Source organism: Subtercola vilae (genome assembly GCF_004923255.1).
Classification (GTDB): Bacteria; Actinomycetota; Actinomycetes; order Actinomycetales; family Microbacteriaceae; genus Subtercola; species Subtercola vilae.
In genome coordinates this window covers 51,715-66,275 of sequence record NZ_QYRT01000003.1, presented here as the reverse complement: position 1 = coordinate 66,275, position 14,561 = coordinate 51,715, and the positions used below count along the sequence as shown (strand labels likewise).

At 66.8% G+C, this 14,561-nt stretch carries 16 protein-coding genes; 7 read left to right on the top strand and 9 right to left on the bottom strand.

Annotation, left to right across the window (positions count from 1 at the left end):
- Positions 1 to 96: 96 nt before the first annotated feature.
- Entirely contained in the window at positions 97 to 828 is a 732-nt protein-coding gene (locus D4765_RS02125) for a GAF and ANTAR domain-containing protein (protein WP_136640579.1), read from the top strand.
- Positions 829 to 837: 9 nt separating this feature from the next.
- Positions 838 to 1,551: a GAF and ANTAR domain-containing protein gene (locus tag D4765_RS02120; RefSeq protein WP_136640578.1), complete on the top strand. Its 714-nt coding sequence runs from the start codon at positions 838 to 840 to the stop codon at positions 1,549 to 1,551.
- A 170-nt stretch (positions 1,552 to 1,721) separates the two neighbouring features.
- On the opposite strand, the gene D4765_RS19065 is transcribed toward D4765_RS02120, so the two are convergent.
- Positions 1,722 to 1,895 (bottom strand): hypothetical protein, encoded by a 174-nt coding sequence (locus D4765_RS19065; RefSeq protein ID WP_161580320.1) that lies wholly within the window; start codon positions 1,893 to 1,895, stop codon positions 1,722 to 1,724.
- 18 nt (positions 1,896 to 1,913) lie between these two features.
- Positions 1,914 to 2,222, bottom strand: a complete 309-nt coding sequence (locus tag D4765_RS02115) for a DUF7882 family protein (RefSeq protein WP_136640577.1) — start codon at positions 2,220 to 2,222, stop codon at positions 1,914 to 1,916.
- Between the two features lie 141 nt (positions 2,223 to 2,363).
- Here D4765_RS02115 and D4765_RS02110 point away from each other — a divergent pair, with 141 nt between their 5' ends.
- Positions 2,364 to 2,969: a histidine phosphatase family protein gene (locus tag D4765_RS02110; protein ID WP_136640576.1), complete on the top strand. Its 606-nt coding sequence runs from the start codon at positions 2,364 to 2,366 to the stop codon at positions 2,967 to 2,969.
- 63 nt (positions 2,970 to 3,032) lie between these two features.
- On the opposite strand, the gene D4765_RS02105 is transcribed toward D4765_RS02110, so the two are convergent.
- Together D4765_RS02105 and D4765_RS02100 are read right to left on the bottom strand one after the other, a co-directional pair.
- Entirely contained in the window at positions 3,033 to 3,767 is a 735-nt protein-coding gene (locus D4765_RS02105; RefSeq protein WP_136640575.1) for an anti-sigma factor family protein, read from the bottom strand.
- Positions 3,764 to 4,267 (bottom strand): sigma-70 family RNA polymerase sigma factor, encoded by a 504-nt coding sequence (locus D4765_RS02100; protein ID WP_416352018.1) that lies wholly within the window; start codon positions 4,265 to 4,267, stop codon positions 3,764 to 3,766. Before D4765_RS02100 ends, D4765_RS02105 begins: the two co-directional genes overlap by 4 nt.
- Positions 4,268 to 4,395: 128 nt before the next feature.
- On the opposite strand from D4765_RS02100, the gene D4765_RS02095 reads away from it, so the two are divergent.
- Entirely contained in the window at positions 4,396 to 4,899 is a 504-nt protein-coding gene (locus tag D4765_RS02095) for a QcrA and Rieske domain-containing protein (RefSeq protein WP_136640573.1), read from the top strand.
- Between the two features lie 24 nt (positions 4,900 to 4,923).
- Positions 4,924 to 5,583 carry a hypothetical protein gene (locus D4765_RS02090; RefSeq protein WP_136640572.1) on the top strand — a complete coding sequence of 220 codons (660 nt, stop codon included), beginning with the start codon at positions 4,924 to 4,926 and terminating at the stop codon, positions 5,581 to 5,583.
- Between the two features lie 53 nt (positions 5,584 to 5,636).
- Here the strand turns inward: D4765_RS02090 and galE are convergent, their stop codons facing one another.
- The 4 genes from galE to galT are packed head-to-tail and all read right to left on the bottom strand — an operon-like array spanning position 5,637 to position 10,004.
- Positions 5,637 to 6,599 carry a UDP-glucose 4-epimerase GalE gene (gene galE, locus D4765_RS02085; RefSeq protein ID WP_136640571.1) on the bottom strand — a complete coding sequence of 321 codons (963 nt, stop codon included), beginning with the start codon at positions 6,597 to 6,599 and terminating at the stop codon, positions 5,637 to 5,639.
- Complete coding sequence (locus D4765_RS02080; RefSeq protein WP_136640570.1) at positions 6,596 to 7,612, bottom strand: aldose 1-epimerase family protein; 1,017 nt, start codon at positions 7,610 to 7,612, stop codon at positions 6,596 to 6,598. The genes galE and D4765_RS02080 overlap by 4 nt, the downstream gene beginning before the upstream one ends.
- Positions 7,609 to 8,844 carry a galactokinase gene (gene galK, locus D4765_RS02075; RefSeq protein ID WP_136640569.1) on the bottom strand — a complete coding sequence of 412 codons (1,236 nt, stop codon included), beginning with the start codon at positions 8,842 to 8,844 and terminating at the stop codon, positions 7,609 to 7,611. Before galK ends, D4765_RS02080 begins: the two co-directional genes overlap by 4 nt.
- Positions 8,841 to 10,004 carry a galactose-1-phosphate uridylyltransferase gene (gene galT, locus D4765_RS02070; protein WP_136640568.1) on the bottom strand — a complete coding sequence of 388 codons (1,164 nt, stop codon included), beginning with the start codon at positions 10,002 to 10,004 and terminating at the stop codon, positions 8,841 to 8,843. Before galT ends, galK begins: the two co-directional genes overlap by 4 nt.
- Before the next feature lie 146 nt (positions 10,005 to 10,150).
- Here galT and D4765_RS02065 point away from each other — a divergent pair, with 146 nt between their 5' ends.
- Both D4765_RS02065 and D4765_RS02060 read left to right on the top strand, forming a co-directional pair.
- On the top strand, positions 10,151 to 10,990 hold the full coding sequence (locus D4765_RS02065; protein WP_136640567.1) for a DeoR/GlpR family DNA-binding transcription regulator: 840 nt from the start codon (positions 10,151 to 10,153) through the stop codon (positions 10,988 to 10,990).
- 53 nt (positions 10,991 to 11,043) lie between these two features.
- Positions 11,044 to 12,291, top strand: coding sequence for an LCP family protein (locus D4765_RS02060; RefSeq protein ID WP_136640566.1), 1,248 nt, complete (start codon positions 11,044 to 11,046; stop codon positions 12,289 to 12,291).
- Between the two features lie 37 nt (positions 12,292 to 12,328).
- Here the strand turns inward: D4765_RS02060 and D4765_RS02055 are convergent, their stop codons facing one another.
- Positions 12,329 to 14,554 carry a putative bifunctional diguanylate cyclase/phosphodiesterase gene (locus D4765_RS02055; RefSeq protein WP_161580319.1) on the bottom strand — a complete coding sequence of 742 codons (2,226 nt, stop codon included), beginning with the start codon at positions 14,552 to 14,554 and terminating at the stop codon, positions 12,329 to 12,331.
- Between the last annotated feature and the right edge of the window lie 7 nt (positions 14,555 to 14,561).

Sequence of the window (14,561 nt, the reverse complement as noted above, 5' to 3'; positions counted from 1 at the left end):
GAAGTCGCCCTACCGCGGCTGAGGGTGCTTCGCACGCTCCACCGGCGCGCAACGCGACCGATCTTCACAACACAATAGATCGAGGGGCACGGCAAGATGACCGACAGGGCCGTCTTCAGCGAGGCACTCGAAGAGCTCTCCCGTGCACAGCGCGGCGGAGGCCGGGCCGTCACCTCTGCCGATCTCTGCGGCCCTTTCTTGCGCGTTCTGCCGGTGACGGGTGCCGCGGTGTCGACCATCGGCAGCGGGCTCGGCGTCTCGACGATCTGTGCCAGCGACGACGCTGCCGCCAAGATCGATGAGCTTCAGATCGATTTGGGCGAGGGCCCGTGCTGGGAGGCCCTCTCGACGCGCAGACCCGTCATCGCCGACAACTTCGCGGTCGAGAAGCACCCCGCCTGGCCTGTCTTCGCCGAGGCGCTCCGCGGCTACCGCATCGGTGCGCTCTACGCGTTTCCACTCACGCTCGGCGCCCTCGACATCGGCTCGATCGACTTCTACTCGAATTCGGCGCGCAGTATCAGCAAGACAGAACTCGACGACGTGACGGCCCTCAGCGAGATCGCAGCCTGGCAGGTTCTGCGCCGCGTGCTGGCCGACGACTCGCAGAACACCCGTGACGTCGACGCCGACCCCAGCCCCGGGTTCTCCCGCAAACAGGTTCACCAGGCGACAGGCATGATCATCGCCCAACTGCAGGTGCCGGCGACCGATGCCATGTTGCTGTTGCGCGCCCACGCATTCTCATCGGGGCGAACCGTACGCGAAGTCGCACACGACGTGGTGGCGCGTCGACTCGACTTCCTTCCCGCATCAGAGCGGTCGTAGGATCAAGTTATGACGGAGCAAACCCGCGAAGGGCTCCTCGCCGCATCTTTTGTCTCCCTGGCTGACACGCTGGTGGTGGGGTACGACGTCGTCGATCTTCTGCAGACCCTGGTGGAGACCTGCGCAACAGTCCTCGATGCGGCGGCGGTCGGCCTGTTGCTCGCCGACGAAGGAAATGTGCTCGAAGTGGTCGCCTCGACCAACGAGCGCAGCCGTCTGCTCGAGATTCTTCAACTGCGTGCGGGTCTCGGCCCGTGCGTCGAGTGCTACATCACCGGCAAGGTCGTCTCGGTACCCGACGTGCGTGAGCTTCGCGACGACTGGCATGTCTTTCGCGAAGGCGCGCTCGAACAGGGCTTTCTCTCGGTGCACGCGGTGCCGCTGCGCCTGCGCGGCTTCACGATGGGTGCATTGAACCTCTTTCGCGAGACAACCGGGGCCCTGAACAGCAACGATGCGGCCGCGGCCCAAGCGCTTGCCGACGTGGCGACCATCGGCATCGTTCACGAACGAGCAATGAGACAGAGCGAACTGACCCGGGAACAGTTGCAGCGGGCTCTCGACAGCCGCGTGATCATCGAACAGGCGAAGGGTGTCATCGCCCAGTCGAAGAACATCGACATGAACGGTGCGTTCTCGGTTCTGCGGGAGTACGCGCGCTCGAATTCGCTCTCGCTCACCGATCTTGCTGGGCGCGTCGTGGAGCGCACCATCATTCTCTGACCTGACACGCCGCCCCACCTACGCCAGACTCCACCGCACGTCAAGGCGCCGCCCCGAAACTCTGATCTGACCTTCACGGCCGGGCCCGGTGCTAGCGTGAAGAAAGCCCAAGACCTCGGCTTCGTCAGTGTCATTGACACGCCTGAGTCGAGGTTCACATGATCGTTCGTTCACACGAGACCGATACCGCTGCCGAGGGCCCAGACGAAACCGGCCAACCCGAACCGGTCGGCGGGGCGGGCGATCGTGCTGGCCCGCACCGGGCGCATCCATACCTCGCGCCGGAGGATTACCGCACGTTCGCAGACGACTTCGACTGGGGCCTGGTCTGATTCGGCCAGCACCCCGACGGGCGCCTGCGGCTAGCCTTGGGCGTCAGGCTCGGGAATGTAGTAGAGACCCGAGCCGCTGTTCGCCGAGTCAGACAGCTGGCGAACCCACTCGCGGTTGATGCTTGGCGTCTTGCTACCGAAGTATTTGAAGTAGAGCGGCACCGAGGCGTCCATCCAGAGGCTCGAACGGCCCGACCCCGTGTCGGCATCGTCTTTCCACGAAAAGAAGAAGCTTTCTCTGCGTCGCAGTTTCGCACCGATGACGATCTGCAGGTGCGCAAGAACCCGGTCATCGAAGAAGGTCTCGATGCTGGCATTGCCGTAGATGAGTTTTCCCACGTTTACTTCCTCCGACCATGCTCGCAGAGGTCGTTCCCTGTAGCGCTATACCTAGACCATATTCAACCAACGAACGTCTTCTGCGCCAGCGCCTAGGGGGTTGACCGGCATTTTGGCATGCGCTAATGGCAGACTGGAGGGGTGAATCAGCAAACCACTCTTGCCCTCGTTCGTCACGGTGAAACCGACTGGAACGCTGAGCGCCGCCTGCAGGGCAGCTCAGACATCGCTCTGAACGACGTGGGCCGCGGCCAGGTTCTGGCTACCGCCGAGCTGCTGCAGGGTCAGCCGTGGGATTTTGTGGTGTGCTCTCCGCTCTCCCGGGCCCGTGAAAGTGCGAGCATCATCGCCCGCACACTGGGTATCGAAGTGAGCACGGTGGTTCCCGAGCTGGTCGAGCGCGACTACGGGCCCGCCGAAGGCATGCAAGACGGTGACGAGCTGCGGGCCCTTCGCATTCCGGGCGGTTTTCAGGGCGCCGAGACCGAAGCAGACGTCACCGCTCGGGCCACCGCCGCCCTCGGTCGCATCGCCACAGAGTACCCGGGTGCGCGGGTCATCGTCGTTGCGCACGGCACCCTCATTCGGCTGGCCCTCAGCGAGTTGAGCGGCAGCGCCATCACGACGATCACGAACGCGGGCCACTGCCTGCTGCACCACGAACCCAGCGCCGATAGCGCCGCAGCCGATGCGTGGTCGATCTCGGTCGTCAACGGTGCGCCGTTCGAACCGGTAGCGGTCGGCTGACAGGGCCCGCCTCGGGGCCGCCCTGTTGCACCCACCGCGAACGCGCGGGGGCGCCTGGCGGTGCTACTGCTCTGCGCGCAGCAGCACCTGGCCACTGTCGGTGGCAATGATGGTGGCAGAGGCAATGTCGGCGCGCCGGATGCTCGTGGTGGCGGTCGGCAGAGCCACGGTACCCGGGCCCGAGCTCCACGTGGCCACCTGCGTGCTGAGGCCGGCCCGATCGGTGATGACCATGGCGTAGCCCCTCGAATACGCCTGCTCGGGTTGGCTGCCACCTCCGTACGTGCACTTCCACTCGATCAGAGTGCCCCACGGCTCATCCGCGAACGTCGCCACGGCGGTGAGGGGGCTCGGTATCTCTTGATCGAAGACCACCGAATTGGCGGGATCGCCACCGGGGGTGGGCGACGACGTCGGCGCTGCCTGAACGCGTGACTGCGGCGACACCGCCAGAGAAATGACCAGCGTGAGAGAAACCGCCGCCGCTACCGCGACGAGAGCAGCGGCCGACGCCACGACCCTGGTGCGGGTGCGATGTCGACGGGCCCGGGCAAGCAGGGTCGGCAGCACGGTGAGCCGGTCATCCTCGAGCCCTGCCGGTGGTGCTTCGAGTAGGGCAGCACCCTCGGCGGCGCTGAGGGTGGCGAGCAGGCCCGGCACACCGGCGAGTTCGGCCAGTGCGGCCTTGCACGCGGGGCACTCAGCGAGATGCTGTTCGTATTCATGGCGTTCGGCGGGCGCCAGCGCGCCCAGAACGTAGGCGGCATCCCATTCGGCGAACCGATCGTCGGGCGTCACCTTGTCACCCCCTTCTCCTGCAGAACGAGCCGCAACGCGCGCAGGCCGTAGTGCAGGCGCGACTTGACCGTTCCCTCGGGAATGCCGAGGTGCTCGCCGATCTCGGCAACCGACCGGCCACCGTAGAACGAGTGCACCACCACCTCGCGGTGCTCGCGCGAGAGCTCACGCAGTGCGTCGGAGACCAGCCAGGCCTGCAGAACGGTGTCGGTGTGATCGACGCTCAGCCGTTCGGGCGGCGCATCGGTGGCGATCTCGTGGCGCGAGCGGGCGCTCCGCCAGTCGTCGATGACCAGGTTTCGCGCCACGGTGAACAACCACGATTGCACGGAGTCTTGTTCGCTCTGCAGGATGCGCGGGCTACGCCAGGCCCGAAAGAGCGTCTCCTGCACCACGTCTTCGGCCCACTCCCTGTCGCTTGTCAACCGGATGACGAACCGCAGCAGGGCTGGGGCATGCTGATCGTGCAGCGAACGCAACACCTGGGCTTGGTCATCCACGCCAACGCACCTCCACCTGTACATACGAAACACCCAGCGAAAAAGTTCACTGGTCGGTGAACGAAACCACGCGTCTTATCGTAGATACGGGTAGCAGTGTCTCAGCCACCCCTCGCAGAAGGAACACTATGACCGAGAAATCTCCCGTCACCCGCCGCGTCGTTCTCACCGCCGGAAGCGCGGGTGTGCTCGGTGCGAGCGCCCTGGTGCTGGCCGCGTGCGCACCCACCGACAACACGAACACCGGTGGGGCGGCCGCCGGCAGCACCGCCGCGCCGACCGGGGCGCCCAGCACAGCCGCCGCCGAAGCGCCCGCGACCTCGAGCGGAAGCGCTGCGGGTGGCACCGAAGTCGCCAAGCTGGCAGATGTTCCGGTGGGCCAGGCAAAGACGGTCACCTTCAAAGGAAAGTCGATTCTGGTGGCGCAGCCCACCGCCGGCGAGGTCGTCGCCTTCAGCTCGGTGTGCCCCCACCAGGGCTGCGCGGTCGCCTTCGCACAGACCGACTTCGCATGCCCCTGCCACGGGTCGACCTTCGACCTCAGTTCGGGAAGTGTCACCCACGGGCCGGCCCAGACCGGGCTCAGCAAGATCGCCGTTGCCGTGTCGGGCGACTCCATCGTCGCTTCCTAGAGCAGAACCCCCCAGGAGACCAGCATGCTGCCCTACGAGATCAACGGCCTTCCCCTCCACATTCTGCTCGTGCACTTCGTCGTCATCGTGATTCCCGCGGGGGCCCTGATGACGGCAGCCGGAGCGGTGTGGCCAGCGTTCCGGCGAAAGCTTGGCATCGTGACCCCCATCGTCACGCTGCTCGGGCTGCTCAGTGTGCCGCTTGCGACGAACGCCGGCGAGTGGCTCCAGCAACGGGTGGGAGCCACCCCGCTCATCGCGGCACACGTGGCGCTCGGAGACACGCTGTTGCCGTGGGCCATCGCGCAGTTTCTGGTATCGCTCGTGATCTGGGGCTGGTACCGATTCTTCGCGGCGTCGAAGGCGTTTCCTGACGCACCCGTGCGGCGGGTCAGCGAACTGGTGCCCGTGGGCGGCGACACGGGGGGTGCCACGCGAGCGGATGCACGCCCGGCCGCTCCGGGTCTGAACGGTTCGGCAGCGGCAGCTTCAGCAGCGGTCACCGCTGAATCCGCAGCCGCTCCTCGGCGCCGAGCCAGCCTCGCTGTGTCTCTGGTGGTGTCGATCGTACTGATCGTCGCCGGCGTCGGCATCTCGGCCGGAACGTTCTACAAAGTCGTTCAGATCGGTGAGTCGGGTTCGAGCGCTGTGTGGCAGGGCTCGTTCAGCGAAAACCCGAAATAGCGACAGTGACGAAGTAGCAGCACTGACGAAGTAACAACCCAGAGACGGGCGGGTCAGCCCGCGTGGGTGGCGGCCTGCCAGGCCGACGCGATCATCTCGGTGAGGGTGTGGTGGGGCATCCAGAGCCCGTCGCCCGTGGCGAGTTCGCCCGATGCGACGATGCGTGCAGGGTCGCCCGGACGGGCGGCGAGAACTTCGGGGGTGAAGTCGATGCCGGTCACTGCCGCCATTTCGCTCATGATCTCGCGCACTGAGACGCCAGAACCGCTGCCGAGGTTGTAGGCCGGGGCGAGCGTCTCGCCCGCGTCGAGCTTCTGGGCGGCGGCAACGTGGGCGGCCGCCACATCGGCGACGTGAACGTAGTCGCGCACGCAGGTTCCGTCGGGCGTGGGGTAGTCGTCGCCGAAGATCTTCGGGGTCTGGCCGGCCAACAGCGCGCGAAAGACGAGCGGGAACAGGTTGTGCGGGCTGGTGTCGCTCACGACAGGCGTCGCCGACCCCACCACGTTGAAGTACCGCAGAGCGGTGTGCCGAAGGCCGGATGCCACGGCCTGGTCGGCGATCAGCCACTCGCCGATGAGCTTGGTCTCGCCGTACGGCGACTCGGGGGTGGTGGCGGTGGCCTCGGTGACGAACTCGGCCGGGGCGTTGCCGTACACAGCCGCACTCGACGAGAACACGATCGACGGTACCTCGTGGTTCTGCATGGCAGACAGCAGGTTCACGGTGGCCGTGACGTTCTGCGTGTAGGTGTGCAGCGGGCGCTGAACGCTCACCCCCGCGTACTTGAAGCCGGCGAGGTGCACGACTCCGGTCACCGGATGCTCGTCGAAGACCCGCTCGACGAAGCCAGCGTCGACCAGCGAGCCCCGCTCGAGCACGGCGCCTTCGGGAACGAAGCCCTCGTGCCCGCTCGAGAGGTCGTCGATCACGACCACGTCGATGCCGCTGTCAAGAAAGGCACGTGCCACGTGCGAGCCGATGTAGCCGGCCCCGCCTGTCACCAACCACGTCATGAAAATTCTCCTTCGGGTGCTTCGGGCTCTGCTGCGGTGTCGGACTCTGCTGCGGCCGCGACGAACGTGATACCCCAAGTGGAGTGCCAGGTGTCGGCGGGCTCGATCCAGCGCAGGTCTTCGCCGGTGTTGAGCGCGTCGGGCGGTGCGGTGGTCGGCTCGACCGTGACCGCCCAGCCGAGGCCCGCAGGGGTGGGAAAGATCTGGGTGGTGAAGACCTGGGTGTGCTTGTAGTTCTGGTCGCCCCAGAGCTCGATACGGCGGCCGTCGGGCGCGGCGATGGTGTGCCGGTAGGTGCCGTCGGCACCTGGGGTGAGACCGAAATAGGCGGTGTCGAGGTCGAGGGTACCCACGACCGCGCCCTGCGAGAGGTCGTACGCGGTACCCGCGACGGCGGCGGTGCCGGTGGGGTTCAGCCGGGCATCCACGCTCACCCGCATGGTGGCGTTGACCGTGATCGTGAGCTGCTCGGTGGGCACATCGCCGATGCGAAAGTAGGGGTGGGCGCCGATGGCGGCCGGCGCGGGGGCCTCGCCGTCATTTCGGATGTCATGGTTCACCGTCAGGCCGTCGGGCCCGACCGTGTAGGTGGTGTCGACAGTGAGGGTGAACGGGTAGGCGTCGCTTGCGGCGATGACGGCACGGAGGGTGATCATCGAGTCGCTCTGTGAAATCGGCTCATGCGGCAGCCCGAACAGGAAACCGTGCAGCGCGTTGCCGCGGTCGGGCTCGGTGAGTGGCAGCTGCAGGTCGCGGCCGTCGTAGCTCCAGCTGCCGTCACGAACCCGATTCGGCCAGGGCACGAGAATCTGGCCGGCGCAGAAGAGCGGAGCGGCGGTCTCGGCGAAACCCTCGATGAGCGCAGTACCGTCGACCTCGAGTACGCGCAGGGTGGCGCCCACGGCGGTGACCACGGCGCGGGTTCGGTGCTCACCCTGGGCCCAGCTCAGCTCGAACTGGGATCCGGTGGGCAGGGCGGTATCTGCGGCCCTGGCGGTACTGGCGGTACTCATACGTGGTGGCCTTTCATGGTCGCGCCGTCAGAGGGCTGCACGACGAACAGATCAGGGCGGTCAAAACCTCGGGCAGCGAAGGCTTCGACCAGCGCGGCTTCGAGAGCGGGCCGGAGCGAGCGCGGAATGAGCGCGATGGCTGCTCCGCCGAAACCGCCGCCGGTCATCCGGGCACCGACGGCGCCGCTGGCCAACGAAACTTCGACGGCGAGGTCGAGTTCGGGCACCGAGATCTCGAAGTCGTCGCGCATCGAGACGTGGGAGGCGTCAAGCAGCGACCCGATGGCGTTCGGGCCCGCCTCGGTGAGCAGGCGCACGGTCTCTTCGACGCGGGCGTTCTCGGTGATGACGTGGCGGGCGCGCCGAAAGGTCACGTCGTCGAGCAGCCGCTGCATGCGCGGCAGGTCGTCGACGGTCAGCTCGCGAAGGGTGGGCACACCGAGGGTCTGGGCCGCCAGTTCGCAGGATGCCCGGCGGGCTGCGTACCCGCCCGTGGCGTGCGCGTGGGTGACCTTGGTGTCGACCACCAGTATCTCGAGTGCCGCGGCGTCAAGGCCGAGGGCGATCGACTGGCTCTCGAGGCTGCGGCAGTCGAGGAAGACGGCCGCGTCGGCGCGGCCGAGCATCGAGGCGGTCTGGTCCATGATGCCGGTGGGGGCGCCGACGGCCTGGTTCTCGGCGACCTGGCCCACGGCAGCGAGTTCTTCGGGCTCGAAGCCGAGGCCCCAGAACTCGTTCAGGGCCACGGCGGTGGCGCACTCGATGGCGGCAGACGACGACAGGCCGGCCCCGATGGGCACGTCGGAGTGGATGTGCAGCGCGAAGCCCCGGCGGGCGAGGTCGCTCGCGGCGGCAGTGTCGGCTGTGCCAGCCCGGGCGAGGAGCGCCCAAGCCACGCCGAGCGGGTACGCCGACCATCCGTCGAGCGCAGCGGGCGCCAGGTCGGCCAGGTCGATCTCGACCGTCTCCTCGGAGAAGGTCGACGAGACCCGTGCGAGCTGGTCGTCGCGGCCCGCCAACGCCACCCACGCGCGCCGGTCGATGGCGAAGGGCAGCACGAAACCGGCGTTGTAGTCGGTGTGCTCGCCGATCAGGTTGACCCGGCCCGGCGCCGACCAGAGCCCGTCGGGCGCCTGACCGTGGCGCTTCTCGAACTCGGTAGCGAGCGCCGTGCGCACGTCGCTCTGGCCCGCAGCCGCGTCGAACGTGGTGTCAGTGTGTTTCGCGCTCATCGTTCGCGCCCTTCGGCCTCGGCGTAGCTGGTTCTGAGTGCTTCGGCCGTGCGTTCGGGCGGTACGTCGCCGATGAAGGCGCCCATGGCCGACTCCGAGCCGGCCAGAAACTTCAACCGGTCGGCCGCGCGGCGGGGCGACGTGATCTGCAGCATCAGCCTGATCTCGTCGCGGTGCGAATTGACCGGCGCCTGGTGCCAGCCCGCGATATACGGCGTCGGCGTGGGGTACAACCCATCGATGGCGCGCAGAACCCGGGGGTAGAGCACGGCGAGCTCGTCACGCTCGGCCGACGACGTAGCCGCCAGATCGGGCAGCTGACGGTGCGGCAGAATGTGCACTTCGATGGGCCAGCGCCCGGCGAACGGAACGAACGCGCTCCAGTGCTCGCCCTGAACAATGAGACGCTCGCCCTGCTGCTCGCTCGCCAGAATGTCGGCGAACAGCGTGGGTCCATAAGCATCGATCGACGCGATCAGGCGCTCAGTGCGCGGTGAAACGAACGGGTATGAGTAGATCTGCCCGTGCGGGTGGTGCAGCGTCACACCCACCTGCTCACCACGGTTCTCGAACGGAAACACCTGCTCGATACCGGGCATCGCCGAGAGCACCTTCGTGCGGTCGGCCCACGCTTCGATCACCGTACGCGCACGCGAGGTGGGCAGCGTGCCGAACGAGCCTTCGCGCTCGGGGCTGAAGCACACCACTTCGCACCGGCCGATGGATGCCCGCACCCGCCCGAGCCCCACCGAGTGGTCACCGGCGACAGACGCCACCCCCGGTGTCGCGAGCTCAGGCCCGAACGACGGCGAGCGGTTCTCGAACACGGCCACGTCGTACAGGCTCGGAACCTCGGAGGGGTTGTCGGGGGCCTGCGGCGCGAGCGGGTCGAGGTTCGCCGGCGGCAGGAAGACGCGGTTGTTGCGCGCGGCCGCGATGGAGATCCATTCGCCGGTGAGTGCGTCTTGGCGCATCTCCGCGGTGGGCGGCCTCGGGTCAAGCTCTCGCTCGTCGGCGGCGCGAAAGGCCGGCAGCGTGGTGTCGGCGTCGTCGTAGTAGATGAGTTCGCGGCCATCGGCGAGAACGTAAGGGCGTTTGACGATGGGCCTGCCCCCGACGAGCGACAGCGCTTCAGCGGGTTCAGAGGGCAGGGAACTCATATCAGTACTTTCGCTTTCACAACACAGGCGACCGAGACGGCTTTCACAATCCAAAGTATCGTACGTCGACCACGGGCGCACCCGCGGTGATGACTTTCTTTTCTTTGTCAATTGACAATAAACCGCAAGCCAGCGACCATGAAGACATGACCGATCCCGGCCCTGACGACCAGCTGCCCCCCGCCGTTCGCCGCGAACGCATGCTGGCCGTCATCGACGAGCGCGGTTTTGCGCGCGTGGGCGAACTCGGCGACACCTTCGGCGTCTCTGGCGTCACCATTCGGGCCGACCTCGATCTGCTCGACCGCCAACACCTCATTCGCCGGGTGCACGGCGGCGCGGTCATCCGGAGCCCACGCCTCGAACACGAACCCACGTTCGAGCAGTCGCTCGAAGCGTCGACCGCCGAGAAGCGCCTCATCGGGCAGCTCGCGGCGAGCCTGGTACGCCCCGGCCAGAGCGTTCTGCTCGACGTGGGCTCGACCGCGTTGGCGGTAGCTGAGGCGCTCGTGGCCCGCGACGACCTGAGCGACGTCGTGGTGGTGACGAACGGCCTCAGCATTGCACTGGCGCTCGAGCCGGGCATCCCGAGGCTGAGCGTGATCGTCACAGGCGGCACCCTGCGCCCGCTGCAGCACTCGCTGGTCGAGCCGCTCGCGTCGTCGATGCTGCAGGGCCTGCACGCCGACATCGCCTTCATCGGCTGCAACGGAGTCGACCTCGCCCACGGCGTGACCAACCTGAACCTGCCAGAGGCCGACATCAAGCGCCTCATGCTCGCGTCGGCCAGCCGGGCGGTCGTGATCGCCGACACCGGCAAACTGGGCCAGGTGCACCTCGGAACCATCGGCCAGCTCAGCGACTTCGACGCCCTCATCACGGGCACGCCCGAGACGGCCGACCCGGCTCTGGATGACCTCACCGCGTCACTCGAATCGGCCGGTCTGCTCGTCATCACCTCACCGGCCACCGCCGCCACCTTCTGACAGACCCCTGATCGTTCTCGCCGGCCTTCGCAGCCGATGAGTAAACTCGTCGGATGGATTCGATGAGACAGGTGGATTCGATGAGACACGCCAAGCGCCCGCCAGCCCCCGGGGCCTCGCGAGTGCTGAAGGTCGTCGCCATCGCGTTGGCCGTGGTGCTCGTCAGCGGCGTCTCGGTCGCCGCCATCGCCGTGACCAGCATCGCGTCGAAGATCAGCGCGAACGCCGTCGACATCTCGGGCGGCACCGGCGAAGGCGGCAGCCAGCCGCACGTGGGCGCGTTCGTGGGCGGGTTCAACGTGCTCATCGTGGGCACCGACAACGACGCGAAACAGGGCGACTCGTTCGGCAAGCGCGACGCGACACTCAACGACGTGAACATCATGCTGCACGTGTCAGCAGACCAGAAGAGCGGCGTGGTCGTGAGCTTTCCGCGCGACCTGATCGTCAATCATCCGGCCTGCACCGACCCGACGACGAAGGTCGCGTACGACGCCACCCGCAATGAGCCGCTGAACACCGGGTACGAACGGGGCGGGCTGGCCTGCATCAAGACCACGATCGAGAAACTGACCGGGCTGACGATTCCGTACGCCGGGCTCATCTCGTTCAACGGTGTGATCGAGATGACGAACGCCGTCGGCGGCGTGCCGGTGTGCGTGAACAACGCCATCTTCGACAAGGACTCGGGGCTCGACCTGCCCAAGGGCACCACCGTCGTGTCGGGCGCCGACGCCCTCGCGTTTCTCCGCACCCGCGAGAGCGTGGGCGACGGCAGCGACCTTTCGCGCATCTCGTCCCAGCAGCAGTACCTGTCGTCACTGGTGCGCACACTGAAGAGCGCCAACACCCTCACCGACGTGACAAAGCTCTACGGCCTGGCGAGCGCGGCGGCGAACAACATCAGCCTGTCGACGTCGCTCGCGAGCCCGGATGCGATGGTGTCGCTCGCCCTCGCGCTGAAAGACATCGACCTCACGAAACTGGTCTTCGTGCAGTACCCGGGCACCACCGGCAACGCGAACTACCCCGGCAAGGTGATTCCCACTGTCGATGTGGCCGACGAGCTCTTCGCGAAGATCTCGAGCGACCAGCCCTTCACTCTCGACAGCGACTCGACGGGCATCGGGTCGGCGGTGGTCACTCCCACGCCTTCACCCAGCTCCAGCTCCACCCCCAGCTCCACCGACGCGGCCACGCCGGCCGCGACACCCGCTCCCTCCCCCTCCTCCACCTCAGCAGTCATCGCCGGTGTCACCGGCCAGACTGCCGACGAGCAGACCTGCGCCGTGGCCAACTAGCCAGCCAGCTTTTCGCTAAACGAAGACCGTGGGTGGGTCAGGTGAGCTGGGGGAAGAAGGTGGCGAGGGGGGCCGGGCGCCCGATGTGGTAGCCCTGAGCACCGTCGACGCCGAGCTCACGCAGGAGGTCGAGTGAGGCCTCGTCTTCGACGAACTCGGCAATGGTGAACTTGCCGAGACCTTTGCCGATCGACACCAGCGACGACATCACCAGGCGATCGAGCGGGTCGCGGTCGCTGCCGGAGACGAATTCGCCGTCGAGCTTCATGATGCCGAAAGGCAGGTGTTTGAGGTAGTAGAACGAACCGTATCCGACACCGAAGTCGTCGAGTGCGAAGACGCAGCCGAGGGCGGTCAGGCGCGACATGAACGCCTGCGCGCTGTCGAGGCTCGAGACGGCAGCGGTTTCAGTGAGCTCGAGCACCAGGCCCGTGGCATCCACCCCCGTCTCGTCGATACGCCGTTCGATGAACGCCGCGAATTCGAGGTCTCCCACCGAACGGCCCGAAAGGTTGACGTGCACCTTGATGGCGGGAGCGATCTGCTGCAGTTGCGTGAGACTCTCAAGTGCGTGGCTCACGACCCATTCGTCGAGCATCACGGCGAGGCCGGTCTGCTCGGCGACCGCGATGAACTCGCCGGGGGCGATGAGCCCGCCGTCGGCGTCGATCATGCGAACGAGCAGCTCGAGCGAAGAGATGGTGTCGGTGTTGAGGTCGAGAATGGGCTGGGCGTGCAGCACCAGGTTGTCGTTCTCGATGGCCGCGAGAATCTTCTCTTTCCAGTTGAACTGGTTCGACACCCTGGCGGCGAGCACCTGCGAGCTGTCGAAGAAGCTGTAGCCGTTGCGACCCGACGTCTTCGCGTCGTACATCGCGAGGTCGGCGTCAGAGAGCAACTCAGCCGAGCTGGTGCCCTCGCTGGTCACCGCGACGGCACCCACGCTTGCCGTCACGCGACGGGTGAGGCTCGCCTCTTCGTACGCCGGGAAGTTCTGAAATCCGTCTCGCACCAGCGTGACCAGCATTCGTACGGCGGTCTCAATGTGCTCCCGGTCGCCCGCTGTGAGCAGCACCGCGAATTCGTCGCCGCCGATGCGCGCCACGACATCGGTCGAGCGGATCCAGCGGGACAGCAACGCCGCCATGGCCACGATGAAGTCGTCACCGGCCCCGTGGCCCAGACTGTCGTTGATCTCCCTGAAGTTGTCGAGGTCGAGAACCAGAACCGCACCCGCGTCGGAGCCCCAGCGGCAGTTGTCGAGGTGTTCGTCGAGCAGCCGTTCGAATTCGGTGCGGTTGGGCAGCCCGGTGAGCGCGTCGTGCGCGGCGAGGTAGGCGAGATGCTCCTGGTAGCGGTGCTGCTCCGAGGTGTCGTACGCATTGATGAGAACGGAGGTGGGCTCACCCGACACGTCGCGGAGCACCACTGCCGTGACGTCGGCGCGCTTCTCGACGAGCCCCGCCGTCAGCAGGATCTGGCGATTCACCCGCTCGGCGCCAGAGTCGATCAGGGCGGCAACCCAGTTGGCGTCGTGGAGGCCAGAGTCGTGGGGGCCAGCCCCGCCGGCGGGCTCTGGGTGCATCATCGGCAGCAGCTCGGCAGCCGAGGTGTCGACGAGCTCGCGGCTCGGGCGGCCGAACAGCACACAGAACGCGTCGTTCACCAGCGCGATGCGGCCCTCGGTATCGGCCAGCGCGATGCCGGTGGGCGACTCCTGAACCAGCTGCTCGAACTGCTGGGTGACCAGGCGCAGTGCCATTTCGCGCCCGCGCGTGTCGGTGGCATCGCGAACCACGATCAGAGCCTGGCGCTTGCCCCCGACAACAAAGGGAACGCTCGTGACCTCTGACTCGCGACCCGACAATGTGGCAGTGACACTCACCGTCGACCGCGTGCCTGCCAAGGCATCGCGAAAGGCCTTCTCGAGAATGGCCACATTCTCGGAATTCGACACCTCGAACAGGGTTTTGCCCTGCCAACTGCGTTCGCGCGCGAAGACGTCACCGGCACCACTGATGCGCTGGTACCGCAACTCGTCGTCGACCACCAACATCAGTACGTCTGGCAGCTGCTCGAGCAGCAGGCGCAGACGCAGTTCGCTCTCGAGAACGCTCTGAAAACGAGCCTCGGCAACCGCTTCGGCTGACGCCGACAGTGCAGCTGCTCGAGCGCTGCCCTGCCGCTTCGCCCGCTCACTACCCTGGCGCAGGTTCTTCGCCCTCAACCGCGGCCGAGGGCGACCACCGTGCTCGTTCGGCATCGCTGCC